At 64.5% G+C, this 25,790-nt stretch carries 22 protein-coding genes; 13 read left to right on the forward strand and 9 right to left on the reverse strand.

The genetic code is table 11. From position 1 onward, the window contains the following. Positions 1-221: 221 nt before the first annotated feature. The 5 genes from QF046_RS08370 to QF046_RS08390 form a co-directional block, all read right to left on the reverse strand. On the reverse strand, positions 222-1,001 hold the full coding sequence (locus QF046_RS08370) for an SDR family oxidoreductase (protein WP_307368370.1): 780 nt from the start codon (positions 999-1,001) through the stop codon (positions 222-224). Beyond that, positions 998-1,849: a carbohydrate ABC transporter permease gene (locus QF046_RS08375; protein WP_307368373.1), complete on the reverse strand. Its 852-nt coding sequence runs from the start codon at positions 1,847-1,849 to the stop codon at positions 998-1,000. Before QF046_RS08375 ends, QF046_RS08370 begins: the two co-directional genes overlap by 4 nt. Continuing rightward, positions 1,846-2,787: a carbohydrate ABC transporter permease gene (locus QF046_RS08380; RefSeq protein ID WP_307368375.1), complete on the reverse strand. Its 942-nt coding sequence runs from the start codon at positions 2,785-2,787 to the stop codon at positions 1,846-1,848. Before QF046_RS08380 ends, QF046_RS08375 begins: the two co-directional genes overlap by 4 nt. Before the next feature lie 95 nt (positions 2,788-2,882). After that, entirely contained in the window at positions 2,883-4,163 is a 1,281-nt protein-coding gene (locus QF046_RS08385; RefSeq protein ID WP_307368377.1) for an ABC transporter substrate-binding protein, read from the reverse strand. Positions 4,164-4,260: 97 nt separating this feature from the next. Next, entirely contained in the window at positions 4,261-5,700 is a 1,440-nt protein-coding gene (locus tag QF046_RS08390; protein WP_307368379.1) for an FAD-dependent oxidoreductase, read from the reverse strand. 571 nt (positions 5,701-6,271) lie between these two features. Here QF046_RS08390 and QF046_RS08395 point away from each other — a divergent pair. After that, on the forward strand, positions 6,272-7,096 hold the full coding sequence (locus tag QF046_RS08395) for an IclR family transcriptional regulator (RefSeq protein WP_307368381.1): 825 nt from the start codon (positions 6,272-6,274) through the stop codon (positions 7,094-7,096). 45 nt (positions 7,097-7,141) lie between these two features. Continuing rightward, positions 7,142-7,312 carry a transposase domain-containing protein gene (locus QF046_RS18285; RefSeq protein WP_373425678.1) on the forward strand — a complete coding sequence of 57 codons (171 nt, stop codon included), beginning with the start codon at positions 7,142-7,144 and terminating at the stop codon, positions 7,310-7,312. A gap of 69 nt (positions 7,313-7,381) precedes the next feature. Here the strand turns inward: QF046_RS18285 and QF046_RS08400 are convergent, their stop codons facing one another. Then, positions 7,382-7,699, reverse strand: coding sequence for a helix-turn-helix transcriptional regulator (locus QF046_RS08400; RefSeq protein ID WP_307368385.1), 318 nt, complete (start codon positions 7,697-7,699; stop codon positions 7,382-7,384). A gap of 158 nt (positions 7,700-7,857) precedes the next feature. Between QF046_RS08400 and QF046_RS08405 the strand changes: the two genes are divergently transcribed. From QF046_RS08405 to QF046_RS08455, 11 genes are all read left to right on the forward strand, one after another. Continuing rightward, a complete protein-coding gene (locus tag QF046_RS08405; RefSeq protein WP_307368388.1) occupies positions 7,858-8,709 on the forward strand; it encodes a hypothetical protein in 852 nt (283 codons plus the stop codon). Between the two features lies 1 nt (position 8,710). Then, positions 8,711-9,328 (forward strand): M23 family metallopeptidase, encoded by a 618-nt coding sequence (locus tag QF046_RS08410; RefSeq protein ID WP_307368393.1) that lies wholly within the window; start codon positions 8,711-8,713, stop codon positions 9,326-9,328. Positions 9,329-9,345: 17 nt separating this feature from the next. After that, complete coding sequence (locus QF046_RS08415; RefSeq protein ID WP_307368395.1) at positions 9,346-9,633, forward strand: hypothetical protein; 288 nt, start codon at positions 9,346-9,348, stop codon at positions 9,631-9,633. A 476-nt stretch (positions 9,634-10,109) separates the two neighbouring features. Continuing rightward, complete coding sequence (locus QF046_RS08420; protein ID WP_307368397.1) at positions 10,110-11,111, forward strand: hypothetical protein; 1,002 nt, start codon at positions 10,110-10,112, stop codon at positions 11,109-11,111. Then, entirely contained in the window at positions 11,108-12,601 is a 1,494-nt protein-coding gene (locus QF046_RS08425; RefSeq protein ID WP_307368400.1) for an SCO6880 family protein, read from the forward strand. Before QF046_RS08420 ends, QF046_RS08425 begins: the two co-directional genes overlap by 4 nt. Further along, entirely contained in the window at positions 12,601-14,187 is a 1,587-nt protein-coding gene (locus QF046_RS08430; protein WP_307368403.1) for a hypothetical protein, read from the forward strand. The genes QF046_RS08425 and QF046_RS08430 overlap by 1 nt, the downstream gene beginning before the upstream one ends. Next, positions 14,184-15,389 carry a ParA family protein gene (locus QF046_RS08435; RefSeq protein WP_307368406.1) on the forward strand — a complete coding sequence of 402 codons (1,206 nt, stop codon included), beginning with the start codon at positions 14,184-14,186 and terminating at the stop codon, positions 15,387-15,389. Before QF046_RS08430 ends, QF046_RS08435 begins: the two co-directional genes overlap by 4 nt. A gap of 79 nt (positions 15,390-15,468) precedes the next feature. Then, a complete protein-coding gene (locus QF046_RS08440) occupies positions 15,469-17,319 on the forward strand; it encodes a type IV secretory system conjugative DNA transfer family protein (protein ID WP_307368409.1) in 1,851 nt (616 codons plus the stop codon). Further along, a complete protein-coding gene (locus tag QF046_RS08445) occupies positions 17,316-17,705 on the forward strand; it encodes a hypothetical protein (RefSeq protein ID WP_307368412.1) in 390 nt (129 codons plus the stop codon). The genes QF046_RS08440 and QF046_RS08445 overlap by 4 nt, the downstream gene beginning before the upstream one ends. Next, positions 17,702-18,181, forward strand: a complete 480-nt coding sequence (locus QF046_RS08450; protein WP_307368415.1) for a hypothetical protein — start codon at positions 17,702-17,704, stop codon at positions 18,179-18,181. Before QF046_RS08445 ends, QF046_RS08450 begins: the two co-directional genes overlap by 4 nt. A 36-nt stretch (positions 18,182-18,217) precedes the next feature. Beyond that, the gene (locus QF046_RS08455; protein WP_307368418.1) at positions 18,218-18,664 is read left to right on the forward strand and encodes a single-stranded DNA-binding protein; all 447 of its coding nucleotides are present in this window, start codon (positions 18,218-18,220) and stop codon (positions 18,662-18,664) included. Positions 18,665-19,251: 587 nt separating this feature from the next. Here QF046_RS08455 and QF046_RS08460 read toward each other — a convergent pair. The 3 genes from QF046_RS08460 to QF046_RS08470 form a co-directional block, all read right to left on the reverse strand. Next, positions 19,252-23,445, reverse strand: coding sequence for a DEAD/DEAH box helicase (locus tag QF046_RS08460; RefSeq protein ID WP_307368421.1), 4,194 nt, complete (start codon positions 23,443-23,445; stop codon positions 19,252-19,254). Positions 23,446-23,525: 80 nt separating this feature from the next. Next, positions 23,526-25,547: a hypothetical protein gene (locus QF046_RS08465; RefSeq protein WP_307368424.1), complete on the reverse strand. Its 2,022-nt coding sequence runs from the start codon at positions 25,545-25,547 to the stop codon at positions 23,526-23,528. A 59-nt stretch (positions 25,548-25,606) separates the two neighbouring features. Then, entirely contained in the window at positions 25,607-25,786 is a 180-nt protein-coding gene (locus tag QF046_RS08470; RefSeq protein ID WP_307368427.1) for a hypothetical protein, read from the reverse strand. Positions 25,787-25,790 lie beyond the last annotated feature (4 nt).

The following is a 25,790-nucleotide window of genomic DNA, read 5'->3' on the forward strand; positions in this document are numbered from 1 at the left end:
ACTGACCGCAGTGACCAATACAGATGCGAGCGCGATGAATCGCGCACGCGGTCTGCGTGAACTGCGCGTAATGGGCGTTGTACCTTGTCGTTTTGGCATCTTTGCCACTCTCCCAGAGTCGACTTGCATCAGAGGTTAATTTTCTGTGCGCGAATTATGATTCGCACTCAGCAAATACAAGATAGCCCCTGCGCGGACGTTGTGGCAAGGATCACGACACGTCACCGCACAAGTTCGTCGAGAAAGGGCAGGCTGCCGGCGGTAAGGCCCGCGTCGACTGGCAACGCCACTCCGGTAATGCCACTCGCTCGCGGGGACGCCAAGAACAAGACCGTCTCAACGACTTCCGACGGGCGGACAAGACGGGCCAACGGGTACAGCCTGCGCACCCGATCGAGAATCTCCGAGTCGCGCGCGATTCGATGATCCCAGGCAGCGGTGTGAATCGATCCGGGGCAGACCACGTTGGATCGCAGCCCCTGCCGTCCGTACTCAACGGCGAGAGCGCGTGAGTAGGCATTGATTCCCGCTTTCGCTGCGGAATAGGCGGGATTCCCGAAGTGCTGAAGCGCGTTCACCGACGAAACGAAAACGATTGAACCACGCTCCGCCGCCCCCATAGCTTCAGCGCATCGAGCGGTCAAGGTCATGACACCGGTGAGATTGAGATCGATTTCCTTACGGATGGCATCGAGCGTGAGAGATGCCGCACTGTCCGCGGAGCTCGCACCCGCGTTGTTGACCACAATGTCGGGCGTAGCGTCGCGCACGATCTCCTCAGCCGCGTGGGCTACCGCCGCGGTGTCGACGAGATCAAAGACTTTTCGTTGGTGCGCCTGTACTCCCGCGAGTGCTGAAGCTGATCTGTCACACGCGATGACTTCTGCCCCACGATCGGCGAAAGCGCTTACGAGCAACCTGCCCAAGCCTCCTCCGGCCCCGGTGATCACTACGCGGCGACCGCGGAACTCGTTGTCCCTTGGGTCGAGCTGGATGTTCATCCGCGCAGCGCGCCGTGGGTGAGGCCCGAGATAAAGAAGCGCTGCAGTGAAACAAACAAGATGATCACGGGGATGAGCGTGATCACCGCGGCAGCGAACACAACCGGAACGTCGCTGTTGAAAGTGTTCATGAGCCCGAGTGTCGCCTTCCCTAGCGTGAGCTTCTCCGCGCTCTGCAGGAAGAAGAGCGCGACGAGAAGATCGTTCCAGACCGAGATCGCAGAGATGATGATGACTGTGGCTGTGGCCGGTCGCAGCAGCGGAAACACGATGCTGATGAAAGTGCGCCACTCGCTCGCGCCGTCCACGCGAGCCGAATCTTCGAGCTCTTGCGGCACCGCGAGGAGGAACCCCGCGTACAGGAAGATCGCGAAAGGGAGGCTCGTTGCGATCTGGATAATAATGACTCCGGCCAGAGAATCGACCAGCCCCACCTGCGCCCAGAGTCGATAGAGCATCGGCAGGCCGAGCTGAAACGGAACGATGAGTCCGAAAACAAAGAAGATGTACAGCATCGTGCCGCCCCGCCCCCGCCAGCGCGCGATCGCGTAACCGGCGATCGACCCGATGATGACCACACTGAAGACCGTCACAACTGACACGACAAGGTTGTTGACGAACGCGCTCATGAAGTTCCCGCGCTCCCACGCCTGGACGTAGTTCATCCAGACCGGCGCTGCGGGGAGACCCAGCGGATCGGTCGCGAATTCATGCCGAGTGCGCAACGAGATCACGACAAGGTAGAAGAACGGCACCGTGAGACTGAGCGCCCACGCGACCGGAAGCAGCAACCGTGCGGCGCTGAGACCGTTCCGCCGCTGGCGGTAGGAGATAAATGTTCCGGTCACGCGCGCAACTCCCGTCGGCGAAGGATGGCAAGAAGGATGATTGAGATCGACAGAACGAGGATCGTCAGCATGAGGTTGGTTGCGGCCGAGTACCCAAACTGCCCGAAGCCGCCTTGAGCAACCGCGCGGGCAACGATTGTCTCTGTTGCCCCGCCCGGACCACCTTTCGTGAGCACGTAGATGACGTCGAAAACCTTGAAACCACCGATCGCCGTCAGCACGATGTTGATCGTCGCCGCGGGCGCGAGCAATGGCCATGTGACGTGGGCAAAGCGACGCCAGGCACCCGCGCCGTCGATGGTGGCAGCCTCCAGTAACTCGGAGGGAACCGTCGAAAGACCCGCAAGGAAGATCAACATCGTGAAGCCCGTCCACTGCCACAGGTTCATGAAGATGACCGCACCCATGGCCAGGGAAGGATCGCCCAACCAGTTCTGCGCCAACCACCCCAGGCCCGGGAACTGCGAGAGAGCGACCAGCAGGCCGCTGCGCGGATCGAAGATCACAGTTCCGAGAAAGCCGAGCACGACGCCGCTGACAGCGATCGGAAGCACGATCACGAGTCGCAGAGTGCTACGCAGAATTCCGGCGCCAAAGAGGGCGAGAGCCAGAGCTAGTCCGAGCGCGAGTTGAATCACCGAGTTCACCCCGGTGAATACGAGGGTGTTGCGGACCGCCCGCACATTGGCCGGGTCAGAGAAGACATGGACGATGTTCTCAAGACCGACAAAATTGAACGTCGAGCCGATTCCGTTCCAATCCGTGAACGAATAGAACAAATTGAACAAGATCGGCAGTACGACGACCGCGGTAAAAAGCGCGACGGCGGGGAGCACAAAGACGATGCGGTTGCCATTGGATCCCAATGGTGATCGACGTCGTCGCGTGATAGATACAGTGCGCTGTGCTGCTTTCGCTTGCCCTGTCCTCAGGTTCACGCGAGTCGCATTACTAGACATGAAGAGGATCCCCGATCCCTGTGAGTGGGTGGTCGACGCAGCCGTTCATCGCGACGCCGACCATCCTGTACGGGCTAATTGCCGGCGGCCTGTGCGGCATCGATCGCCTCAAGCACCTGCTCGACGGAGGCAGACCCGACCATCAGGCCCTGCATCCCCGCCTGAATTGCGGCACCGACCTCGGGAGTCGGCCGCACCAGGCCGGCGATCTCGATGCCTCGCGTGGGGAGCAGTTCGCTGGCCGACTTGAACGCCGGGTCGATGTCACCAGCCGTCGAGGTAACCAGCGACGTCAGAGCGGAAGCATCGGTTAGATACTTCGCGTGCACTTCGGGCGACGCCCAGAAGTCCAGAAATTTCTTCGCGAGCTTCGGGTTGGCCGCAGTGGTCGGGATCGCCTGAGTAGCCGCGGGAGAGAGAGCCAGCGGAGCGGGCACGCCGTCGGCGCTGAACGGAAGCGGGAACATGCTGAAGTTCCCGCCGGGCGCGGCGTTGCGGATGGCCGGGAGCGCAACGGTTCCCTGGATCATCATGGCCGTACGGCCCAGAGCGAAATCGTTCGCACTGGACGGCCAATCAACGCCAGTCGCATTCGGATCGAAGCCGCCCGCTGCCACCAGGTCAGCAAAGGCGGGAATGATCGCCGCGGTCGATGCCTTCGAGTACTTCAAGTCTCCCGAAGTCAGCTTCGCTCCTTCCTCGGGGGTCGAGGTGGCGCGCATCATCTGGGTCCACTGGGTCTGCAACGTCCAGCCATCCTTGCCTCCGACCGAGAGGGGGGTAATCCCGTCGGCACGGAATCGCTTCACGATATCCAGGAACTCATCCCACGTCTCGGGGATCTCGATGCCCCGCTCCTCAAACATGTCGACGTTGTAGAACACGCCGCCCGAGTTCACCTCCGGCACGAACGACAGCGTCTTGCCCTCGGTCTGCTCCGCCAGGTTCTGGACCGTTTCGATCTCGTTCTTAACCCAGGGTTGGACAGTGAGATCGGTGAGCAGGCTCGACTCTAGCCACGGCCTGAGGTCGTTGTTCAAGACCTCGAAGATATCGGGTGCCGTACCCGATGCCATTCGGGTAGCGAGGATGGTGTTGTAGGTGTCGTCACCCGCGAGAATCTCTTGCTTGACATCGACCTCCGGGTTCGCCTTCTCGAATGCGGCGATGAGATTCTCGTACTTGATGCCGGCGTCGCCACCCGTGAAGGTCACAATGCTCAGTGTGTTGCTCTCGGGTTTGTCGCGATCTGCGCTGCTCGCTGAGCTGCATCCTGCGGCGATGAGCGCGACTACCCCTACTACTGCAACTCCACCGAGCCGCCTACGGATCAGATGTGCGATTTGGGTGGTCATGTGGACTCCGTCCGTTTGCTGTGACCCGGCGTCATCGCCCGTCGGTCGCATGTGCTGTTGAATCTAGAGGATCCGCCACTTGCTTCGAGGCGAGTCTTTATCCCTGTGAGGAAATTGCTATTCCCGGTCCGAGGATAGAACAAACTTGCTTCGAACGGAAGTCCCCTGACAAAACTCCCCCGGTCGATGCCCCGGTTCGTGTACGGGCGCTCTGTTCTGGCGCTGAGATCTTCCACAGTCGTGTTCGCGCCTCGACGAAGTCCGCCCACGCCACGTCGCCCGGGCTCACTGCTGCAGCAACGGCTGTCGCAGCGGCTATTCCGGCTGCTTCTCCGATCGTCACTGCATTCCCCGTCACCCGATAGCTGGAGTGAGCCCAGAAGTCCCCGCTGATGCACCGTCCTGCTGTCAGTAGGCCCTCGACATCACGAGGAACCATGGCGCCATACGGGACGTCATAAGGGTGCCGCCGAAGGTCGAGATCACCCGCCTCGGTGCTCAGATACCCGCCTTCCGCGGCGGTGAACGCATGAATGTCTGAACCGAACCGCACCGTACAGACGGCATCCGGCCTCTGTCTTCCGCTGTCAACATCAGCGCGGCTCACATAGTCTCGACCGAGTACTCGTCGCCCCTCACGAATTCCGATGTGAGCGGCGGTAGAGAGCAGTCTCAGTCCGCTCCACGGCGCACCCGCCGATGCAAGGCTCGAGACGACGTCGTTAATCTCTCGTCGCGCGTGCAGAGTCGCGGCTGTTACATCGGCTGCGCTGAGCGCTGAGTACCCGTACTCGTGATTCACCATCAGCGCGAAGAGCGAGTCCGTAACACGAAACAACGTCGGCCCCTTGTAGGACGGCTCGACTCCTGACCTGGAGATCGCCTCGAGCAGTCGACGCTTGGGGGCGTCCACGTCAGGGCTTGCACGTTCGGTGAACACGTGACCGCCCGTGACGAACTCCGACACCTCGTCGTACTCGACACCACCCACCAGCGCCATCAGGCTCATCGGCTGGGTCTTGCCGCGCACTGGATGCCCCAATTCGTATGCGCAACCGGCGAGCGCGGCAAGATCACCGTCTCCTGTTGCGTCGATGAAGACATCGGCCGCCCACACCTGATGCCCAGACTTGGACTCTGTATGGATCTCGCGTAGACGGTCATCGCGCACGACCCCGGTGACTCTCGTGTGAAGTTGGATCGTCACTCCCGCTTCGAGGCACATCGTCTCTAGCACGAGCTTCATCGCCTCGCTGTCGTATGTGAAGTCTGCGTCCGGTTCCCCCGTGCGGGCGTCAAGCTCATCGAGTCGAGAGATGATCTCTGCCATCGCTCCCTGTTTGCCAATCGCATCAATCACCCAACTAAGGCTCCCTGCGGTCCAGACGCCACCAAGACACCCCTGAACCTCGATCAGTGCCGTATGCGCTCCGAGTCGCGCCGACGCTACCGCTGCAGCAACCCCAGAAGGACCGCCCCCACTAACGACCACGTCGAATCGATGGGGTTCTCGAACATTCGCTTTCATGAGACGCATTGTATCTTCGCACAGCGCGAATTGCTATTCGCTTCTAGGGATGGGTGCCCATGCTCGACTTCCGCCGAGAGGCTCCCATGCCAACGAGCCCCACCTGGCGCGTCATCGTCCGCGGAGGCGCCGATTTCGCCGCACACGGCGTCGAACACGCGGATGTCGCTGTGCGAGCCGATCTGATCACCAGGTCGACGCCATCTCGCTAGGATCAGACGGCCACGTCGTCGACTGCGTTGACCAGCTGATCCTGCCAGGCTTCATTGACGTGCACACGCACGTCCACGGGGTGTTCGATGATGTATCTGCACAGGTTGCGCTTCTCGCGCAAGGCGTCACGAGTGTCATCGTGGGACGGGACGGCGTGTCGTTCGCGCCCGATAATGACGCAGACGCGTCAGAGCTACCCATGTCAATACCGGAGGTCCTCCCCTCATCCCATCAACCCATCAACCCATCAACCCATCAACCCACGCTGCCCGCAACCTCCGCGGGAAGAACATCTAGAGTGATCACGGTGGATCCGACGGCGTATCCTGCCGTGGCGACAAGATAGGAAAGCGGGGGCAGCGAAGACATGACTGCGGGAGCGGAAGATGGAACCGGCGGCGAGCACGGCACAGTCGGTGCGCTTGATCGGGCGATTCGCATCATCGATGAACTCGCCGGAGCACCGGACGGGCTCGACCTCGCGAGCGTCGCGAAAGCAGTCGGGATGAGCGCTTCAGGTGCGCACCGGGCCTTGAAATCTCTGGTCATCGGCGGCGTGGTCGCACAGCGTGAACGTCGAGGCGAGTATTACCTCGGTCCCAAGATTCTCGTGTGGGCTCAACAGATGAAACAGGACGGCGCGCTTGCCACGCTCGCAGCCCCAATGCTGCGCGATCTGAACGGAGAGACAGGCGAAAGCGTATACCTATCCGTTGTGCGCGACTCCCGAATATGGAACATCGTGTGGCTGAGCGGGCGCGGCCAGATCGTTGTGCACGCCCGGCCGGGTTCAGAGTCGAACTTTCACAGCACCGGACGCGGCAAGCTCTTCCTTGCTTATATGCCGAAGGAGCGGGCGCGCACCCTGATTCACTCAACAGGGCTGCCCAAGGTCGGTCCATCGTCGATCACGGACGAAACAGTGCTTTGGGAACAAGTCGCTCACGCCCACGAACTGGGCTACGCCGTGAGTCGAGAAGAGTCCTTCGCCGGCGGGGCTGGAGTTGCCGCACCGGTGCTCGGCGTCGACGGCACGCTGCTCGCCACTATCGGCGTGAGTGTGCCATTGGTTCGTTTTGAATCGGTCGGGGAGCAGTATTTCGTCGATCGAGTGCGCGCGGCCGCCTCGAAGATCGAAGAGGCAGTGACACGCGAGTTAATGACAGGTATGCGCTCGGTTTCGCAGAGCTAGTTCCAATACAGTTCGGTTAAGCGGTAGGGCGGTACTGGTGAGGTCATGCCTCGTTCTGGATGGAAGGTGTCGGCGTCTGATCGTTGGTTGTCGAATACGGTGCCGATTGGGCTGTTCACGCGGGTGTCCCCGGCGGATGTGGTTGAAGAGGTGATCGCGACGGTGGGACGCGCGCAGGTGCGGCATCGGAGCTTGCCGGCTCGCTTCATCGTGTAGTTCTCGATTTGAATCGCATCCCAGGTCTGGTTCTGCTCATGCAGATTGGATTGATTCCCACGCGCCCACTCAGATCTCGCCGATCTCCTGCCCCAACCGTAGGTAGATCTCAGTAACCGCCTCGTCGTTGACGCGATATCTGACCCACTCCCCCCGCTTGCGCTCCCCGCGCGGTGGATGAGCGAGCAGCAGCCCCGCAGCCTCCAACTCCCCGAGGTACGGCACGAGCGTCGACGGTGGAACCTGAAGCACCCCAGCGATGTCCTTCCGCCCAACGTTGGGAGTCTTGCGCAGTTGGCGGATGATGCCGGCCATGACGCGGTTGCCGAGGATGGCGAGGGGGCCTTCGGCTCCGTCGCCGTCTGCTGGGCGCGCGTATTTCGGCATCTTCCCATTGTGCTCGCCGGCCGCAAGCGAGTCCAGATCAAGCGGACTAATTACCCGTTTACTTCGTGACTGAACGGGTGTACCGTTCAGTTCATGTTCGAGGCAACGCAGTCGGATCCGCTCCGTTTCGGGGCTGGTTCTACGAGTTTGTCCCCCAAATGGCCTACAGACGCGGCAAACCGGGCTGGAGTAACGTCCACTTCGTCACTGCGGCGCATGCCGGCTCAGTGCAGTCCGCGCATCGTCGCCATCCTGAGGGTTCGGGAGGGCTGACCATCGTGGCCAGGGAGCGGAAGCAAGGGCGCCACCTGCTGTGGGCGTGGATCGGCGGCGCCATCCTGGTCGCCGGCATCATCGCCATCATCATCAGCTCGACCCTGAACGCTCAGAGACCGACGCCCACGCCCGCCGGCACGACGCACTCATCGACGCCCCGGTCAACCCCGAGCAGCACTTCGGCCGATGTCGTAGACGCATCTGTGACCGAGCACGGGTGGGTTCCTGAGCCGATCACCACCGACGCGGATACCTATATCCGGGCTGCTCTCGAGGCGGCCGCGACGTTCGACACCCAGCATGGTGATCGCGACGCGTGGTTGGCCTACCTCGACTCCTGGTTCACCCCCGACACCCGCTACACCTCCGAAGACGACCAGAAGAACGCCATGACGAGTTCACAACTCGAAATGCGTCAGGCTGTCGTGCTTCCCGAAGACGATTGGAACTCCCTCGCAGCTGAGAAAGGTCGAGTCCGCGCAACGGTGAAGGGCGAGATTGACTACGTACCCGTGTCTGAGGACCCGACGGGGTTGATGAAGATCGGCACCGCCGATGTCACCCTCACCTATATCCGTGCCGATAACAACGGCACGGAGAGCTCGTACGACGAGCAGGCCCGCGTCAGTGTGCAGGTCTTGTGCGGCGGCGAGAGCATCCCTACCCCTGATAGCGACCAGCAGCCTGGCGATTGCAAGATCGTCCGCTACTTCTCGGAGCCGATGGAGCCGTGACGTGGGCGCCCCACTGCTGGCCCTGTCGGCCCTCGCGAAAGCGAGGACCGGGCGCCGGGTAGTACTGGCCCTGTTCATCCCCGTAGCACTCGTTCTACTGCTGATTGTCTCGCCACTGCTCGTGGTTCCGCTTGCCCTCGCCGGCGATCCAGCACAGTCCGACTCTTCCGCACTCCCGGGGTCTGCCCCGGTTGCCAACGGCGACTGGGGATACCCGCTGGCCGGCAGCTATCGGAAGGGCCGTGGTTTCGGTCACAACCCGGTCAGCGGCTGCAGCTACTGCTCGACCGAGCACAAGGGTTATGACATGGCCCAGGGATGCGGGAGCACGGTCTATGCCGCTGGCGGTGGGGTCGTGACGGTCGCGGGCTCGTACTTCGGGTGGGGCAACACCGTCCTGGTGGATCACGGCAACGACCTGGAGACCCTGTACGGGCATATGCAGTGGGGCTCGCTTCAGGTCGCTGTCGGTCAGCACGTCACTGTCGGGGCGCGCATCGGCGCGGAGGGCAGCACCGGGCACTCGACCGGCTGTCATCTGCACTATGAAGTCCGCAAGAGCGGTGTCGCCATCGACCCGCAACCGTTCATGGCCGCGCTCGGCCTGCCGTTGAAGTGATCCAAAGGAGAATCATCGTGAATCTGCCAGCCGACGTCGACGTCCCGGACATCAACCCGGACTTCTCCGCCCCGTTCTTCCAGGGCTTTCAAGTCATCGCGTCCTACATCCTCGCCGGGGCGATGCTCGTGGTGTTGATCATGCTCATGCTCGCCGGCGCCGCACTCGCCTTCCGCGGCCTCGCCTCCGACCGGGTACGCACGTGGGCGGGTGAGAACATCCTCTGGATCTTCATCGCCGCAGCGATCCTTGGCGCGGCGAACGGGCTGTTCGCCTGGTTCGTGAACTTCGACTTCGGCTTCTGATGCGCACCCTCCGCACCGCACTGGCAGGGATCCTTCTCGGATTCCTCACAGTGCTGTGCGTGCTCAGCCCCGCGGATGCTGCCGTGGTGCCGTCATCGACCGGCACCGTTCAACCGCGCACTCAGTTGGATTCCGTGACTGGCGAATCCTGGTCGGCGCCGGCATACCCCGTGGCCTGCAACCAGGCGTCAGGTCAGGTCTCGTGCACGCCCACGAACCCTAATGACGTCAAGCCGCAGCAGTGTTTCATCAGGGTTCTGATGAAGGGTGCCGACACAACGGTGTGCACGACCTACGAAGGCCACGTCGCTGCAATTCAAGCGGCAGGCGGCCGACCCCTCTTGGTCGAGTACGGCTGCAGTTTCGGTGACGCGGTGTGTGTCACGTTTGAGAACGCGGGGCGAGGGATGGCGTTGACGGCGACGTCGGCGATGATGCTGGTGGCGTCGAGCATGAGGTTCGATACGAGCAGTGTCTTGTGGACAGCGGCCGTGAACGAGTGGTCGTTCTGGCAGTGGGCCGTCCTGGTCGTGCTGTTCGCCGCGATGGTCTGGTCGATCGCGGCGGCGGTCGTCTCCGGGGACCGTGATGAGCTCGTGGGGGCGATCATCCGCAGCTTCCTTGCTGTCCCGGCCGTGCCCCTGACGTTGTGGATGCTGGGGCACCTGCTGAATGCGGTGGATGATCTCACCTGGTACATCCTGAATCGCGACGGCCCGGTCGCGCTGTTCCGGACGTTGCAGAAGGTGATGTGGGCGGGCGGGCAGGCGAACTATTTCTTCGCGTTCCTCATCCACGGGATGTTGCTGCTGTCGATGCTGCTCCTGGTGCTCGTCTTCACCTTCCGCAACATCGCGTTGGCCGCATTGATCACGGTCGGACCTGTCGCGTGGATGCTGTTTCCTGTGAAGAGCGTCGGGCCGCAGTGGGTGGTTCGGTACGTGTCCGCGACGGTCGCGTTGTTGTTGGCGGGGCCGTTGACGATCGGGTTTGTGACGTTGATCATCAATGGGCTTGCTGAGGTCGAGACGATCTGGGATCCGCAGTCGTGGCCGTTGCTGATCGGTCTCGCTCTCGCGGCGTTCGCCCCGTTCGCGGTGTTCGGGCTATTCAGCTTCGTCGGCGCATCCGCATCCGATGCCCTCGGCTCGCGCCTCGGCTCCGGTGCCGGCCGGGTCGCATCCGGTGCCGCGCGCTCTGCCGCCCGACTGCCCTCGCGCCTGGGCGCCCTGCCGGCCGGTGTCACCAAGGGTGCGGCTCCCGCTCGCGCTGCCGCACAAGCCGCGTCCGGTTCCGGCTCCGCGCGTCGGGGTGTTTCCCGGCCTGCGGGCACGCGCCCTTCGGGCGCTCGCCCCGCAGCATCCGCCTCGTCTGCCGCGCCGACCGCGTCCGCACGGCAGGCCACGTCGGCGTCGAGTCGTGCGGCGTCGCCGCCGGCATCCGCACCTGTTCCGAATTCTGAGGGGAAGCAGCCATGACTTCTGCATCCGACAGCACGCGCCCGGTCCGCCTGCCCGGGAGATCCCGCCAGGGGATCGTGCTCGGGATGGACGGCTGGCAACTCGCGTTCATCGCCGCCGCAGCCGTCGTCGTCCTCATCTTCGTGAACAGGTTCGGCCCCGTCGGGCTTCTCTATGCGGCTCCCCTCTATCTCGCGTTGGGGGTCTCGGCGGTGGTGACGGTGCATGGCATGTCGGCGCCGAAGATGGCGGGGTTGTGGCTGATGAAGCAGGTCCGGCACGCGACGGGTGCGACCACGCAGGCCTACCGTCCCGAGCGCCCACAGCTGGTCGGCACGCTGAACCTGCCTGGCGTGCGCGCGTCGGTGCAGCTGTGGGATGTCGAGGGCATCGCGTGCGTCTACGACCCGCGCGGCCGCACCGTCTCCGTCACCGCGGAACTCGAGGTTCAAGGATTCCTCATGCACGACGAACCGGAGCGGCTGGACCTGGCTCAGCAGTGGTCCCGGGTCCTCGCGTCGTTCACCCAACGCCCGGGTATCAAGCGGGTCACCCTTCAGGAGCGCACCCTGCCCACAACGATCCGCAGCGCCCGCGAGCACTACGACCAGACGATCCAGCGGCGCGAGCTCGATCGCACGTCGGTGCTCGCGGAGAACTACGAGCGGGTGATGAACGACTCGGAGCGGTTCGCGGTCGCGCACCGCAACTACCTCACCTTCACCCTCGACCTGACCGCATCCAGCGCACAGGTGAAAGCGCTCGGTGGTGGCAGGGAGGGGGCGCAGGCGCTGGCGTTCGTCGAGACCCGCACCCTCTCCGATGCGCTGAGCGCCGCGAAGATCACCGTCCGCAGGTGGCTGTCACCACGGGAGATCGCCGCACTCATCCGCATCGCTTTCGACCCGGAGTTCGCCTCGACCATCCAGAACCGCTCCGATGACAAGCCTGGGGTCGACCTGGCTGCGATGGGGCCGATGTATCTGGAGGAGCCGAGAGGTGTGAACCATCTGGTGCGCACCGACTCCGGGGTGCACACGACGATGTGGATTCACGAATGGCCGCGGTCCGACGCGCATGTCGGGTTCGTGTCCCCGATCGTGTTCGCCCGGCACCCCCACACTGGTGAAGCCGTCACCCACATCCTCTCGCTGGTCCTCACACCGGTGCCGTTGAAGCGGGCGTTGAAGCGGGTGCGGGATGAGAAGAAGGTGTGGCGCGGCAACGAACGCCTCCGCGCGAAGCGCGGCGTCGACGGGTCAGCGGCGGATGCGGCGGACTGGACAGCGCTGGAGAAGGAAGAGCAGGAGCTGGTCGCAGGTCACGGTGAGTTCCGGTACGGCGGGTACCTCACCGTCACCGCCCCGGATGAGGAGCAGCTGGATCAGGCGATCGCGGGGATGCGGAACGCGCTGGCGCAGGCGGAGATGGAAGCACAGATCATGTACTGCCAGCAGGCCGAGGCCCTCATGGTGAACGCGCTGCCGATGGGGTTGGGGATGAAGTGATGAGCCGCCAGCGGATCGACTTCGAAGCCAGCGGGCTGTCTCGCAAGGAGCGCCGGCAGGGGCGGCGCGCACGCGCGAACGACCACTACGACGCCGAGCCCACCCGGGCCCGCCGTCGCGACCAGGCGCTCCCGGAGCCGGCAGTGCCCGGCCCGTTCGGTCCGGGTCTCACCGAGGGCGGGTACTGGAACCTCGCCCCGGTCAACGTCCCGCCGCACCAGGCGACGTCGCAGCATGTCGCGGGCATCTACCCGTTCGTCGCGGATGCAGGGCTCGGGCATCGCGGGCCGATCCTCGGCGTCGACCTCAACGCCGACGCACTGTGGCACTTCTCCCCCTGGGAAACATACGCCGACAGCACCGACCGGGGGTCGTTCTCCACGAACGTTCTCGTGCTCGGCGCCTACCGTGCTGGCAAGTCCGCGGTCATCAAGACGCTCGTCACCCGGTCGATGGCGTTCGGCCACCAGGCCGTCGTCCCCTCCGACCCGAAGGGAGAATGGCGGGCCGTCGCCGAAGCCATCCCCGGTGGGAACGTCATCCGCCTCGGCGGCGCGTTCGACACGAGACTCAACCCCCTCGACCGCGGACCACGACGCACCGGTGTCACCAACGAGCAGCACGAGCTGATGGTGAAGCAACGTCGCATCACCGTCCTCACCTCCCTCGTCCAAGCAGCCCTCCCCGGCGCGAGCCTCACCGCCGTCGAACACGCAGCCCTCCTGGAAGCCCTCGATCGGTGCATCGTCCACACCGATGACCAGCCCACCTTGCGCGGAGTGTTCGCGGAACTCACCCAGCTGACCACCGAGACCAACCGGGATCGGCATCTCGCCCACGGTGCCATCCAGCCGTCCTTCGTCCTGCGCCGGTTCGTCAACGGCGACCTCTCCGGCTTGTTCGAAGACGAATCAACGGTGAATTTCGATGACGATGCGCCGATCGTCGTCGTCGACACCAGCGAGTTGTTCGCCCGTGGTGACCTGGTCGCCCAGCTATCGCAGATCTGCACCACCGCCTGGAACCAGGCCGTGATCTCCGACCGCGGCGCGCACAAGACCCGGTACGTGATCCGGGAAGAAGGCTGGCGGGACATGACCTCGCTCGCGTCCTTGCAGATGTATCAGCAGTGGTTGAAGCTGTCCCGGCATTACGGGATCAGCAACATCGTCATCCTGCACAAGATGGGCGACCTGGATGCCGTCGGAGAAGCCGACTCCCAAGAACGCAACCTCGCCTACTCGATCGCCGGCGACATCGAGAACAAGTTCATCTTCCGCATCAACCAGCAAGAAGCCACCAGCATCCAACAGCGACTGGCCGTGCCACCCGCCCACGCCGACATGGCCCGGCAACTGCGCAGGGGCGAGTTCCTCGCCTACGTCGGCCAGTACTCCTACCTCGTCGACGCATTCGCGACATCCACCCCGTGGGAGTACGAGCTATTCAAGACGGATGACGCGATGGACCTCGACCCGGGCCGGGCCGGCGAGCTGCAGTACTTCGAGCCAACCGATCTCGATGCCGTGTGGCCGGCGGACACCGACGTGGACGGTTGGCTGACCTCGAGTAAGGAGCTGAAATGACCCTCGAAGCTGTCCCCCGCGCCTATGCGACCGTCACGGGAACGGACGCCACCTTCATCACCCCCGACGGACGTAGTGAGCCCATCACGGCATCCGCGGATGAGGACATCCGCCGCATGATCGTGCAACGCGCCACCGACGAGGCCCGCCGCACCGGCGCCGCACTCGAACTCATCACCTCCGGCGACCGGGGCGAGCACCACCTCCTCGTTAGCGGCACAGGAGAGCTGTCAACTGTGCCGGTGACGCGCGCCGCCGAGCGGGCACGCGCAGCCGGCGCACCGGATGAGGATGCTGACCTGCCGGGCGCACCGGAACCGGACGATCCGGACGAGCCGGGTGATCTCGGACGTCCGCAGCGTGCCTCGTTCATCACCCCGGGAACCCTCGAGCAGACACCCGCTTCCGGGTGGCGCGGGACAGTGTCCGGGCTCGGCATCCGTATCCCTGAGTCCGCGCGTCAACGTCAACGCAGGATCGACGAGGCGAATGTGTCTCGGCATGTGGCGGGATGCCGTGCGGTCGCGGTCGCGAACGGAAAGGGCGGCATCGGGAAGACCATGACCACCGCCATGCTCGCCGCGGTGTTCGCACGGTTCGGTGGCGGGAATGTCCTTGCGTGGGACAACAATGACACCCGCGGCACGCTCGGCTGGCGGACAGAACAAGGTACTTACGACACCACCATTCGTGACCTCCTGCCCGCCACCGCGGAGCTCCTCGCACCTTCCGCGTCCGTCTCCGATATCTCCCGGTTCGTGCATCACCAGTCCGTCGACCGGTATGACGTGCTGCGCTCGAACCCCGAACTGCTCGCCACGCATCAGCGCATCGAATCCGTACAGTTCGCGGAGCTGTTGAAGGTCGCGACCCGTTACTACCGTCTCATCGTCTTCGATTCCGGCAATGACGAGTCCGCCGACCGGTGGCTGCGGATGATCGACGCGTCCCATCAACTCGTCATCCCCACCCTCCCCTCCCCCGAATCCGCCGAATCCGCAGCCCTCCTCCTCGACGCGCTTCGGGACAGAGATGAACACTCGGCCCGCCTCGCCGAGAACGCCGTCCTCGTCGTCACCCAGTCCGAACCCGGCGCCCGACGGGCAGCGAAAGACATCGCCGCCAGGGTTCGCGGGACAGGTCCGCACGGTGCAGATTGTGCCCTTCGACCCGGCGCTGAAAAGCGGACCTTTGCGGTTTGATTCGCTCCGGACACGGACACGGGATGCCTGGCTTCGTGTTGCCAGCGCCGCCAGTACCGGGTGGGAGTGAGGTGCCGCCATGAACACCGGGATACTGGGAAAGGCAGCGGCGGTCCTCATCGCCGCAGCATTCGGGCTGAGCCTCGCCACAGCAATGATCGCGGAAGCCGTCACCGGCCTCGTCTGCGGTGAACGGCCCCGACCTGCCAGCATCTTCGCCGGACTCCTCCTCGGCATCACCGGCGACGCATCCCACTACACGTCATCGTGTCCGATGCCCGTCTGGCAGATCCGGGCACTCGACCTCCTCCTGCTGCTCCTCCTCGCCGGCGCGATCGTGGCACTCTGGGCGGCCTACCGGCGTTACAAGAGCTCCGATCGTGCCTTCGTCGCCGACCTGCGTGCCCGTCCCGGGTTCGCGAGCGCCTCCGAGGTCCGCCAGCACCTGTCCGCGCGGGCCGTGCTCCGTCGTGCCCGTCAGCTCCGCCCGGACCTCGACAAGCCGCAGCCGACGGATGTGGGGTGGCGCGTTGGCCGTTCGCGCGGCCGCGACGTCTACGTCTCCATCGAAGACTCCGTCGCCCTGGAAGGTCCACCGCGGTCGGGGAAGGGGTATCGGGTGTTGATCTCCGCGATCCTGGACTGGTCGGGGCCGCTCATCACCACCTCGACCACGAACGACAATCTGACGGCGACGATGCGGTTGCGTCAGCAGCGCGGGGACGTGCACGTGTTCGACCCGCAGGGGCTGTCCGGCATCCGGCATCCGCTCCGCGTCAGCCCGCTCGCCGGGTGCGAGGACCCGCTCGTCGCGATGCAACGCGGCAACGCGATCATCACCGGCACGGCACTGGGGGCGTCGACGACGAACGGGGAATGGGCGCAAGCATCCGGCGTCGTCCTGGGCCGGCTCCTGCACGCCGCCGCGATCGGGGACCGCACCATCCAGGACGTCTACGACTGGGGATCCAGCCCCGCCTTCGCCCGCACCGCCGTCGACGTGCTGCGCTCAGACGGCGCACCCGGATGGGGCGACAATCTTGAGGCGACCATCAGCGGTGACGAGAAACTCGTCTCCTCCATCTGGTTCGGTGTCCAAGGTGCCGTCGCCCCACTCGCCGTCCCTCAGATCCGCGACGCACTCATGCCCCGCCCCGGCGACCGGATCCTCGACCCCCGCGAATTTCTCAACGACGCCAACACCCTCTACCTGATCGGATCCTCCTCAGGGGCTGCGGCGATGGGCGGATTCCTCGGCGCGCTCCTCGACGACATCGTCGAAGTCGCCCGCGCCCGGGCCCTCGCCTCCCCCGGCTCCCGGCTCGTGCACCCGCTCGGGCTGATCCTGGACGAGATCGCGAACATCTTCCGCTGGGACGCCCTGCCCCGCACGATGGCCGACGGTGGTGGGCGTGGCATCTGCACTTTCGTCGTCCTGCAAGCCCTCTCCCAAGCCGAAACCGCCTGGTCCCGCGCGGAAGCAGACACCATCTGGGCCGCCGCCACCGCGAAAGTGCTCCTCGGCGGGGCATCCCACGTCGCACACCTCCGCGACATCGAAGCACTCCTCGGCACGCGGGATGCGCGCCGCACCGAACGATCCTGGAACACCGAACAACACGGCCACCACACCAGCGAACGACAAGACCGGCTCCCGCTCATGTCCGTCGATGAGATCCGCCGCATGCCCGAGACCCTCGGGCTGCTCGCCTACCGCAACCGACGCGGCGTGCTCCTGGACCTTGCGGGGTGGGACGCACGACACGATGCGAAAGCGATCCAGCATGGCAAAGCCAGCACCGAAGCCGAACAGCGCACCGTCTTCGACGCCGCCGAACGACACACCACACCCCCACGCTCAACCGACACCGACGATGCTCGGGATGCCGAGGCATCCGAGCTGCCGACTGAGGCGGTGAGTGACGAATGAGCAACCACCGCCGCACCGGGCTGAAGAACCTATACAGGGAGGAGTTCCTCCGCTCCCCGGCCTGGTTCGCCCGCCGAAACCGCTGGTTCCGAGACCACAGCACCACCGGCGCGCTCCCCTGCGCTGCCTGTGGGGTGGTCACCGTCAAGGACGAGCTCGAGCTGCATCACCGCGACTACGAAGGCGTCCGCATCATCCAAGGTGTCTGGCAGGCCTGGGAAGACGACGAGGACCTCGTCGCGTTGCATCCGCACTGCCACGAACTCCTGCACCGGCTCATCGACCGCGACGTCGTCCTCTCCCGCCACCGCACCCGCCGCGACGCCTCCGACCACGCCCTCCGGGCCCTGCAAATCAAACTCCACAGTGTGGAGGCCGCATCATGAGCAGATACGACCCCGAAGATGTCGACGCCCTCCTCGCCCAAGAACTCAGCGGATTCGACCCACACTCCCGCACCGGAACCTCCGCACTCATCGGCGGGACCGTCACTAGCTGGCGCGACCTCACGGATGAGGAAGCCGCCGAGCGGTGGCAGGCGCTGCGCGAATGGGTCGAATGGTTCACCGTCCGTTACACCGTGCCCATCAGCATCGTGCCCGACTGTTGGTGGCGGCACGGGCACCTCGTCGAAGAACTCTCCGCCCTCCACACCGCACACGTCACCGCGTTCGACCCCGCCGACAGCGGATTCGGCCCCATCGGCTGGCACGAACGCCTCACCATCGCCCTCCCCAGACTCAACCGCGCCTACGGCGGCGGATGCAACAACGGACACAAACCCACCAGACCCCGCTCATGGGCCGGAACGACCAATGAGCAGGAATGGGAGACGTGGACCACCCAGGCCCACGCCCACTAGGACGCACCCCGCGCCCGCAACGAAAGGAAAGAACGCATGACCACCAAGATTCCGGTGACGCTGGAGGGCAACCTCACAGCCGACCCCGAACACGGCGCCGGCGAATCAGGCAACGAGTACGCCCGCTTCACCCTCGCCGTCAACGACCGCAGGCTCAACGAAGACACCGGCCGGTGGGAAGACGCCGGCACCGTCTTTCACCGCGTCGTCGTCTTCAACCAGCAGTCCCGCCACGTCACCGACTCGCTCCACAAGGGCGACTCCGCGATCGTCGTCGGCGACCTCCGCTTCGGCAGCTACACCGACAAGGAGACCGGCCAAGTCCGCGAGACCCGCGACGTCATCGCCGACAACATCGGCGCCTCCCTCAAGTTCGCCGGCGCCACCGTGAACCGCGCCCCAAAAGCTAACGGCCCCGCAGCAGACGCTTCGGGGCCGGTAGCAGCACCGGCCTCGTACGCCAGTGCAGGTGTCGCGCGCTGACAATCCAGACAGAAGCGGACGGGAGCGATGCTACTCCCGTCCGCTCCTTGGTGCGAGGGTCATGCTGAGGTGCGTCGCTGCGACGTCAAGCGCCTTGTCACCACATACTCAAACCACCTGCGAATCGGCCCTTTCAGATCAACGCAACCAGATCCCGTCGGTCCGGACTTCGTCGGTTAAGGACTTTGCGGACGCGACAGGCGTTCTTACTGCGCTCACTATTCCTGCAGTGGCTCATCGACGGCTTCGCCCATCCATCACTAGGTGTCGACGTCCTCATCAGTAAGGCGTGGGCCGGCTACCTGTTGCTCTGGTCCACGAACGACCCGTGACTCATCAAAGATCCGACACGCCAGACCGTCGGGTCCGCGGTCGATGCGCTGGTTACGGCCCTGAGGCGACGCGACAGCTGAGCGAACATCTCCTCCTCGTCCGTCCTGTCCTTCGACCGTGAGGCGCACCTCTGGCTGACGAACGCCCGCGTGGGTGGCCGTGGGTGGAGACATCGACTCAGACTGAGATGAGCGCAGGGCTCGCCCGCGCGCAGAAAACCTACAGCGTCCTGCCGACCGGCGCGTTTCGCAGGACTATGTCCGCCACCTCAGCTCTGTGGTCACATCTCCCTCCGGTGACGGGAGGTCGACGAGCAGTTCATTCGAGCAGAAGACGTCCACGAAGTCTTTCAGCATCTCGCTCGTGCGGATTGTCTCGAGGTCGTTGCTCGTGTGCTGAATGATCTCGCGGCTCGCCATGACGATGAGCTTTGCGCGGGCGCGCGTTGCGAGGACGTTGAACCGGTTGAGGTTGTGGAGGAAGTCCTCCTCTTCGGCGACCGTGTCGGGGTCGCCGACCGCGTAAGTGGCGAGGATGATGTCCCGCTCTTGACCTTGGAAGCGCTCAACCGTGTCGACAGCGCTCTCGATCCATCCGGGGAGCCGCGGGTCAGAGGACGCGGTGACGAACGCCGCTCTGAGCAGTTCAATGATGCGGGAGCGCTGAGCGCGGTGAAGGCTCACCACCCCGATTGCTTCAGTCCAGAAGTACTCGTCCGTCATGGAACTTGTGCCTGCGCTACTCAGGCCGCGGACAAGGGTGCTGTGGTACCAACGGACGAGGTCCGCGATGGTCATCGCTTCGAAGTCGTTCCACTGCCCGGAGACGCCTTCGAGGTAGGTGACGGTGACGGCCACACGGTCTGGATCTGCGACGGCCACGAGGTCCTCGCTGAGCGCGAGCTCGATGCGAACGTCGTCGAGGGACACATCGTCTCGATACTGGATGCGGAGGTCTGGACGCTCCGCGCGCAGCGCATCCGGGTAGCCGGCGAGTTTGCCTAGCTCCACCAGTGTGGCGTTGGACCGGTAGTTGACGAGGAGCTGCTCCTGCGGGACGCCCTGGTCGTGAAGCAGGTAGTTGTAGATCGAGCCGACCTTGTTCTCCAGGCCCAGGGGAGGTTCGGCCGCATGGATGGGCGCCAACTGCAGGTGGTCGCCGGCCACGATGAGCTGGGCCCCATTGTTGGCACCGGAGAGCAGCAAGGTTGCGTGGGCGACGTCGAGCTGGCCGGCCTCATCGAAGATGATGACGTCGAAGGTTCCACGCGTCCCGCGGGCATCGCGCGTCTCGATGGCGGCATGGAGCTGCTCGGTGGTTCCGAAGACGAACATTGGTTGACCGGATCCGAGGTCGTCTATGAGCTCATCGAACTCGGGGGTCCGACGCCTGACGTCCATCTGCGGCGGGAGCCAGTCAGGTGTCGCTCGTGCGCCCGAGCTCAGTCGCCTGACCAGCACGTTCGACGGCAGCGCAGGAAGAAGTCCCTGCAGCACCGTGTCGATGGCCGTGTAGGTGAAGGCTGCTATGGCCACCCGCAGCGGCCGCCCAGTGACTGCGAAGCCCTGGAGGATCGAGCGGACGGTGGCTGTCTTACCAGTTCCTGGGGGTCCCCAGATGAGGGTTACCCGGCGGGACAGGGCGCTCTCCCATGCGCTGTCCTGGGACGCGTTGAGGCCCGCGAAGGTCGCGGGCATCGCGGCTCGCAGTACCTGCATGTCGCGAGCCACAGTTGTCGCGTTCAACGCCGCCGCGTTCCAAAGCAGATCCCCGGCAGGGTGGGCTGGGCCCGTGCGAGGGCGCACCGCTCGACCCAGCGCCGAATCGACGAGAGGATCTCGGCCTGATGCGGGAGGGTTGCCGATGGCTTTGGTCGCCTCTTCCAGGCGCCTGACGAAGAAGTCTCGGTTCACGGCCTCGAGGGTGAGTGGCCCATGTCCACCGAAGGCACGAGCCTGCCCCAGGCGGCGTCGGATCTCCGTGCGGATACCCCAGGTGTCCAGGTCAGCGACGAGTGTTGCCTCGTGCCTGTCGATGTTGACGATGGTGGCGCCGAGGACATCCCCGAGAGTGGTGCGGAAGTCATTGATACCGTCCCACCAGGCGGACAGCTGCGCGTTATTGACCCGGCGCACGAAGCTGTTGATGGTGGTGTCGAGATCCATCGCGAGCATTTCGGGAACGACTGCCCAGAGGAACTCTCCGGGCTTGACCTTCACATCGACACTCCCCGGACGGAGCCTGAACACCATACGCTGCGGCAGATGAGGGAGACCCAGGCGTGTCAACTCCGCGTCGCGGTCGGGTCCCTGCAGTGCCGTCATGACTGCCGTCTCGAACTTCGCTTCCTTTTCATCGGTGGGCAGCGCTCGTATCTGTGCCTGGTCCAGTTTCGCGACTGCACGATCCAGCTTTGAGTAGGCAACGAGGAGAACCCCGAGAGGACTCGTCGCGTTCTGTAGCGTCGGCGCCGACAACTGGCGCAGCAGCGGTGCCTTCCGTGAAATGCGGTCACCGAACGCAGTGGTCAGGGCATCGGTCACATCACTGAGCGCGCGCAGCTTCGTCTTGACCGTCTGCAATAGCCGGCCAGAGAGTTCCGCGGGCGTCGGTGCGGAGGGCGCCCGCCGGGGGTTCCAGAGCTGATGGGCACGCTCAGGAGGGATCTGGTCAGTAAACGGATCCTCCCAGAACATGGGCACGTTGTACGGGTAGGGACTGTTCGGGTCCTGCAGTTTCCGAGCTACTCCGAGCAACGTGTACGTATGGGCGAGGTCCACGGCGAGCGTGGCTTTCGCCGCGTTCCGGACGATACTGACGGCGGGCGCCTCTGTCAGAGCAGGGCTGTCGAGTACCTCCTCAGGAGGGAACAGCCATACCAACCGTTGCAGGCGACCGCTGGCAAGGATGCGGGCGAGGTGGCGTCCGACGACTCGCGTCATGTGTTCGAACGTGACGGTGTCCCACACATAGACCTGCATCGACTGCGTTCGGTCGTGAGTGGTGCACTCGTCGATGAGGGCCGCGAGGTCGTCGAGCAGGCCGGACAATGCGTCCCACTCTGCATCGGCGGACTTCTGGTCCGTGTGGTGCACTCGAGTCCGCGAGATGCTGGAGGGTTGCCAGCCTCTCTGCATCCATGCCCAGGAGAGGCCGAAGGAGAGACTGAGGGCGCTGCCCGGGTCGAAGTCTGCGGTGATGTAGATGCGAAGGCGCGCCCAGGAGGGGATCGCTGCGGTCGTGTATAGCGACGAGTCCAGAGGCACGACGCTATTCCCACCGAGGGCCTGCGCACGTCGGCTGACGATCTGTCGCTGGCCTCGCAGTCGGTGGTGAAGGTCGAAGGTCTCGTCAGTGGTGTCGAGGCCTGCGAGGTCGGTGACGGTGGACGTCCCGTGAGTGCGGAGGATCTGGAACGCGCCCCTTGTGAGGAAAGGGACCCGTGAGAGGTGCTGCTCGGCCTCGGCCTGCGGCAGGCAGTGCCGGGCGTCCCAGGCGGAACCACTGGTGCCGGGTGTGGTTGAGAACTTCTGGCCGAGGTTCTCACATCCCTGGCAGGCGGGAGTGACCGACCACGGAAGATCGGCGAGACGTTCGCCGAGTACGTGCGGGATGTCGACGTGGAGGACCCTGCGGACCTGTGCGAGGAACGTCCGCATCGGAACCGTCTCGAGATCCTCGTGGAATCCGGCGTAGCGGTCCGCAGCCGCCGCCCCTGCAGCTGCCGCCGCGTGCAGCGCCGATTCTGATTCACTACCCGGCCAAATCGCTGGGTAGGCGCTCACAAAGTAGCGGTCGTCCAGGCCGACGTCCTCGAGGAAAGCCGCGAGCGTCAGCGCGTAATAGGCGAGCTCGGCGAAGTACCGCGGCCCCGGCTCACTGGTGAGCTTGACGTCGATGATCCGCAGCCCCAGTCGTGGATCAGCTACTTCAATCGGGACAATATCGCCGTTCACGGCGACACCCTTATCGCCGAGTAGGGCGTCGTCCGCTTCGAGTACCTCGATGACGTCTGGGCGAACTCGCGTGAACTGCAACGGTCCGCTCGTCTCGGCGAACGCGATGGCATCCAACTTGTGGGCGAGGCGGAACGTTGGGGTGTCCGCAAGGAACTCGGTCTCGATGAGGAACTGCCCGGGGGCCACACCAGCGACGAGGAACGGCTCCAGCGGTGTCGCGGTGTAGCTCAGGCCAGGCTGCGTCGTGCTCCCAGTGACGGCGAACGACCCGCCCAGAAGGTTTCCTGCACCGAACGCTTCCTGGAGGTCATGGACCTTCGCCTGCCCCCACTCGTCACCAGCGTCCTGGATACCGCGGAGAGCAGGGCGGACCTGCCGGTGCGGGAGGTCCAGCGCTTGACGTTCGTGGACGAACGTTCCACTGTCAGGGTGCATTGATAGTCGGAGCTGTCGTTCACAGCCGGAACCGACGAACTGAGTGATGGTCATCTTCTCAACGCGAGGCATAGTTGTACCTTGTGGCCGGCGCAGGGCTCGTCCCCCGCGAGTGGCTCCACTCTATGCGCGCGCTATGACACGACGGCGACAGCGTGCTCGAGGGTTATCACTTCGTCATCTGTCGGTTCGTCGTCATCCAGGAAGGCAGCGACGGCCAGCGCGCGCCGCAAGTTTGCCGTGTCCGGATCAGCGAGCTGGAGAGTTTTCGCCCATCGGCTGGCTTCAGCGTGAACCGTGTCGAGCACGGATGGGGAGCGGATGGCGTCATGGCGAACGGGCGCTGCGTCGTCCTTCGCCAGCACGAACACGGCGTCCCAGACGCTGGAGCCCTGGTGTCGGTGAAGGCTCATGTCGCTATCTCCGCGAAGGGGGAACACCGTGACGTAGCGCAGGCCGGTTCCTCTCAGGGCTCCACCCAGTGCAGACCAGGCGCCGGGGGCTTTGTGCTGGAAGGTGAAGATCAGGCGTCCGCCGGGCTTGAGGATGCGTGCGGCTTCGCGAAAGCAGTCACGCAACCCTGCTTCAAAGAGCGGGGCATGGTCCGCACCGCGGCCCTTGGTTGCCAAGCTGGCCGTCGAGGGGCCTCCGGGGTCGGTAATGGCGCCGGCGGCAGCGAGCCACGGAACGAAGAAGTCCGCGAGTTCCGAGTAATCGATGTTGTCGAGGTACGGCGGGTCGGTGAGCACAATGTCGACACTGGAATCGGGGATCTGTGCGAGGGCGCGGCTGTCGTCGTTGTAGATGAGGACCGTTCGGTCCTCGGCCGGAAGCGGCGAGTCGACGAAGCCGGTCTTCGAGTATTCGCGGGGAGCCTTGGCGTAGGAGATTGCGTTCGCCACTTTTCGGAGGGCGTTCGGGAACGTGCCGCGCCCTGTGCCGCGCAGCCAAGGGTTGAGCTCCACCGGCCTGGTCGAATGAGCGAAAGCCCGGAGTGAGAACAGCGGCGTCACTTGACGCCACCGTTCGGTATAGCGGGTGAGGTTGCAGTTCGACGTGAGGTGATTGGAGAACGCCAGAGCGTACGGCAGCTGATACTCCTCGGGGAGGGAACCGATGGCAGAGAGGAGCCGGTTAGCGTGCAGCAGCTGGCGGTCGTTGAACAGCTGCGTGTACGAGGTGTACCCGTAGGAGGTTAGACGGTTGTCGCTGCGTCCGAGGTGGGGGATGGCGCGGGTCGGAAGGAGGTCTCGTTCGTCGCGAAGGTTCGCTTGCGCCGTGGCGAGGTTCTTGAAGTCGAAGTCGCTCGGGCGGTGGATGACACGGTCACGAATCGGAACCGCGCGCGTGGACGAGGAGCCTGCGGCGATGGACTCGATGGCGAACAGGCGGAAGGCCGGGCGTTCGCCGGTGCGGCGGGCGTGCTCGATGAGCGCCTCGGAATGCTGGCAGGCGGGGCATGTCGCGATGCCGCGCTGAACGGTGCCCTCCGCGATGGCTGTTCGGTAACCGCAGGCACAATCGACGGTCGTGACGTCCCCACCGACTCGGTAGATGTCGCCGCAAGCCCGACAGAAGACGATCTGGTCGTCGCCGTCGAGAGCAATCCGGTGGTGGGGGTGCGCGTCGAACGTGTGGTCACATCTCTCACAGGTCACTTGCTGCACCCAGAAGTAGTGCAGTCCGATGCGGTCGTCACCATCGGGCCCGACGGTCGAGTACAGAGACTGCTGCTCATGGAGCGCACTGTTGACGTCGTCGAAAGCATCCCAGGGGTTGGGGTACGTGTGTGCCGTCAGCTCGAATTCGGTGACGACGCATGCCACAGGGTCGATGTCCGCTCCCACCACGTTCGCGCCCAGGCGCGACGCCTCGTAGAGACTGGTGCCGCCCCCGATGAAGAGGTCGGCGACGATTGCGCCGGTCAGTGGGCCGCCCTTTTCGAAAGTCGTCCAGAACTCCTTCTCCGTGGTCGTCTGTGACCCGACGAGGAGTGCCCGCATCGCGGTACCGAACCGCCTGGCGAACCACTTGTGTGCGAGGTAAACCGGGCGGGGACGGTGCGCTTCGCGGCGGGCGAGCTCAGCGAGCGCGACCAGCGGCAGCGCAGCATCGTCGAGGAGGCTCGTCGCAGAGTCGGAGGGAACGGGTTTCATGGGCTATTCCATTGTGGGGGATCTTCTCCTCCATGCGCGGCCGGCCGCAGCGCTTGGGCCTATCCGGCTGAGCGCAGTAGGCGGGCGCCGAGCTTCTCCTGGTCGCTCGGGAACGGCCCGTCGTACACATCGCACAGGAACAGGCGCACCAGAGCGCCGTTCACGCGGACCGGGGAGTCGAGCATCTCGCGCAGCGCCTCGTGCTCGGTGATGTCGGCGCCACCTGGGAGTCTGTGCACGCGG

It is taken from the genome of Microbacterium sp. W4I4, from assembly GCF_030816235.1.
Classification (GTDB): domain Bacteria; phylum Actinomycetota; class Actinomycetes; order Actinomycetales; family Microbacteriaceae; genus Microbacterium.

What these genes read in the sequence shown, in the direction of transcription:
- QF046_RS08370 (WP_307368370.1), bottom strand. Translation starts at nt 1,001, where the DNA reads ATGAACATCCAGCTCGACCCAAGGGACAACGAGTTCCGCGGTCGCCGC.
- QF046_RS08385 (WP_307368377.1), bottom strand. Translation starts at nt 4,163, where the DNA reads ATGACCACCCAAATCGCACATCTGATCCGTAGGCGGCTCGGTGGAGTT.
- QF046_RS08390 (WP_307368379.1), bottom strand. Translation starts at nt 5,700, where the DNA reads ATGCGTCTCATGAAAGCGAATGTTCGAGAACCCCATCGATTCGACGTG.
- QF046_RS08395 (WP_307368381.1), top strand. Translation starts at nt 6,272, where the DNA reads ATGACTGCGGGAGCGGAAGATGGAACCGGCGGCGAGCACGGCACAGTC.
- QF046_RS18285 (WP_373425678.1), top strand. Translation starts at nt 7,142, where the DNA reads ATGCCTCGTTCTGGATGGAAGGTGTCGGCGTCTGATCGTTGGTTGTCG.
- QF046_RS08400 (WP_307368385.1), bottom strand. Translation starts at nt 7,699, where the DNA reads ATGCCGAAATACGCGCGCCCAGCAGACGGCGACGGAGCCGAAGGCCCC.
- QF046_RS08405 (WP_307368388.1), top strand. Translation starts at nt 7,858, where the DNA reads ATGGCCTACAGACGCGGCAAACCGGGCTGGAGTAACGTCCACTTCGTC.
- QF046_RS08425 (WP_307368400.1), top strand. Translation starts at nt 11,108, where the DNA reads ATGACTTCTGCATCCGACAGCACGCGCCCGGTCCGCCTGCCCGGGAGA.
- QF046_RS08430 (WP_307368403.1), top strand. Translation starts at nt 12,601, where the DNA reads ATGAGCCGCCAGCGGATCGACTTCGAAGCCAGCGGGCTGTCTCGCAAG.
- QF046_RS08435 (WP_307368406.1), top strand. Translation starts at nt 14,184, where the DNA reads ATGACCCTCGAAGCTGTCCCCCGCGCCTATGCGACCGTCACGGGAACG.
- QF046_RS08440 (WP_307368409.1), top strand. Translation starts at nt 15,469, where the DNA reads ATGAACACCGGGATACTGGGAAAGGCAGCGGCGGTCCTCATCGCCGCA.
- QF046_RS08445 (WP_307368412.1), top strand. Translation starts at nt 17,316, where the DNA reads ATGAGCAACCACCGCCGCACCGGGCTGAAGAACCTATACAGGGAGGAG.
- QF046_RS08450 (WP_307368415.1), top strand. Translation starts at nt 17,702, where the DNA reads ATGAGCAGATACGACCCCGAAGATGTCGACGCCCTCCTCGCCCAAGAA.
- QF046_RS08455 (WP_307368418.1), top strand. Translation starts at nt 18,218, where the DNA reads ATGACCACCAAGATTCCGGTGACGCTGGAGGGCAACCTCACAGCCGAC.
- QF046_RS08460 (WP_307368421.1), bottom strand. Translation starts at nt 23,445, where the DNA reads ATGACCATCACTCAGTTCGTCGGTTCCGGCTGTGAACGACAGCTCCGA.
- QF046_RS08465 (WP_307368424.1), bottom strand. Translation starts at nt 25,547, where the DNA reads ATGAAACCCGTTCCCTCCGACTCTGCGACGAGCCTCCTCGACGATGCT.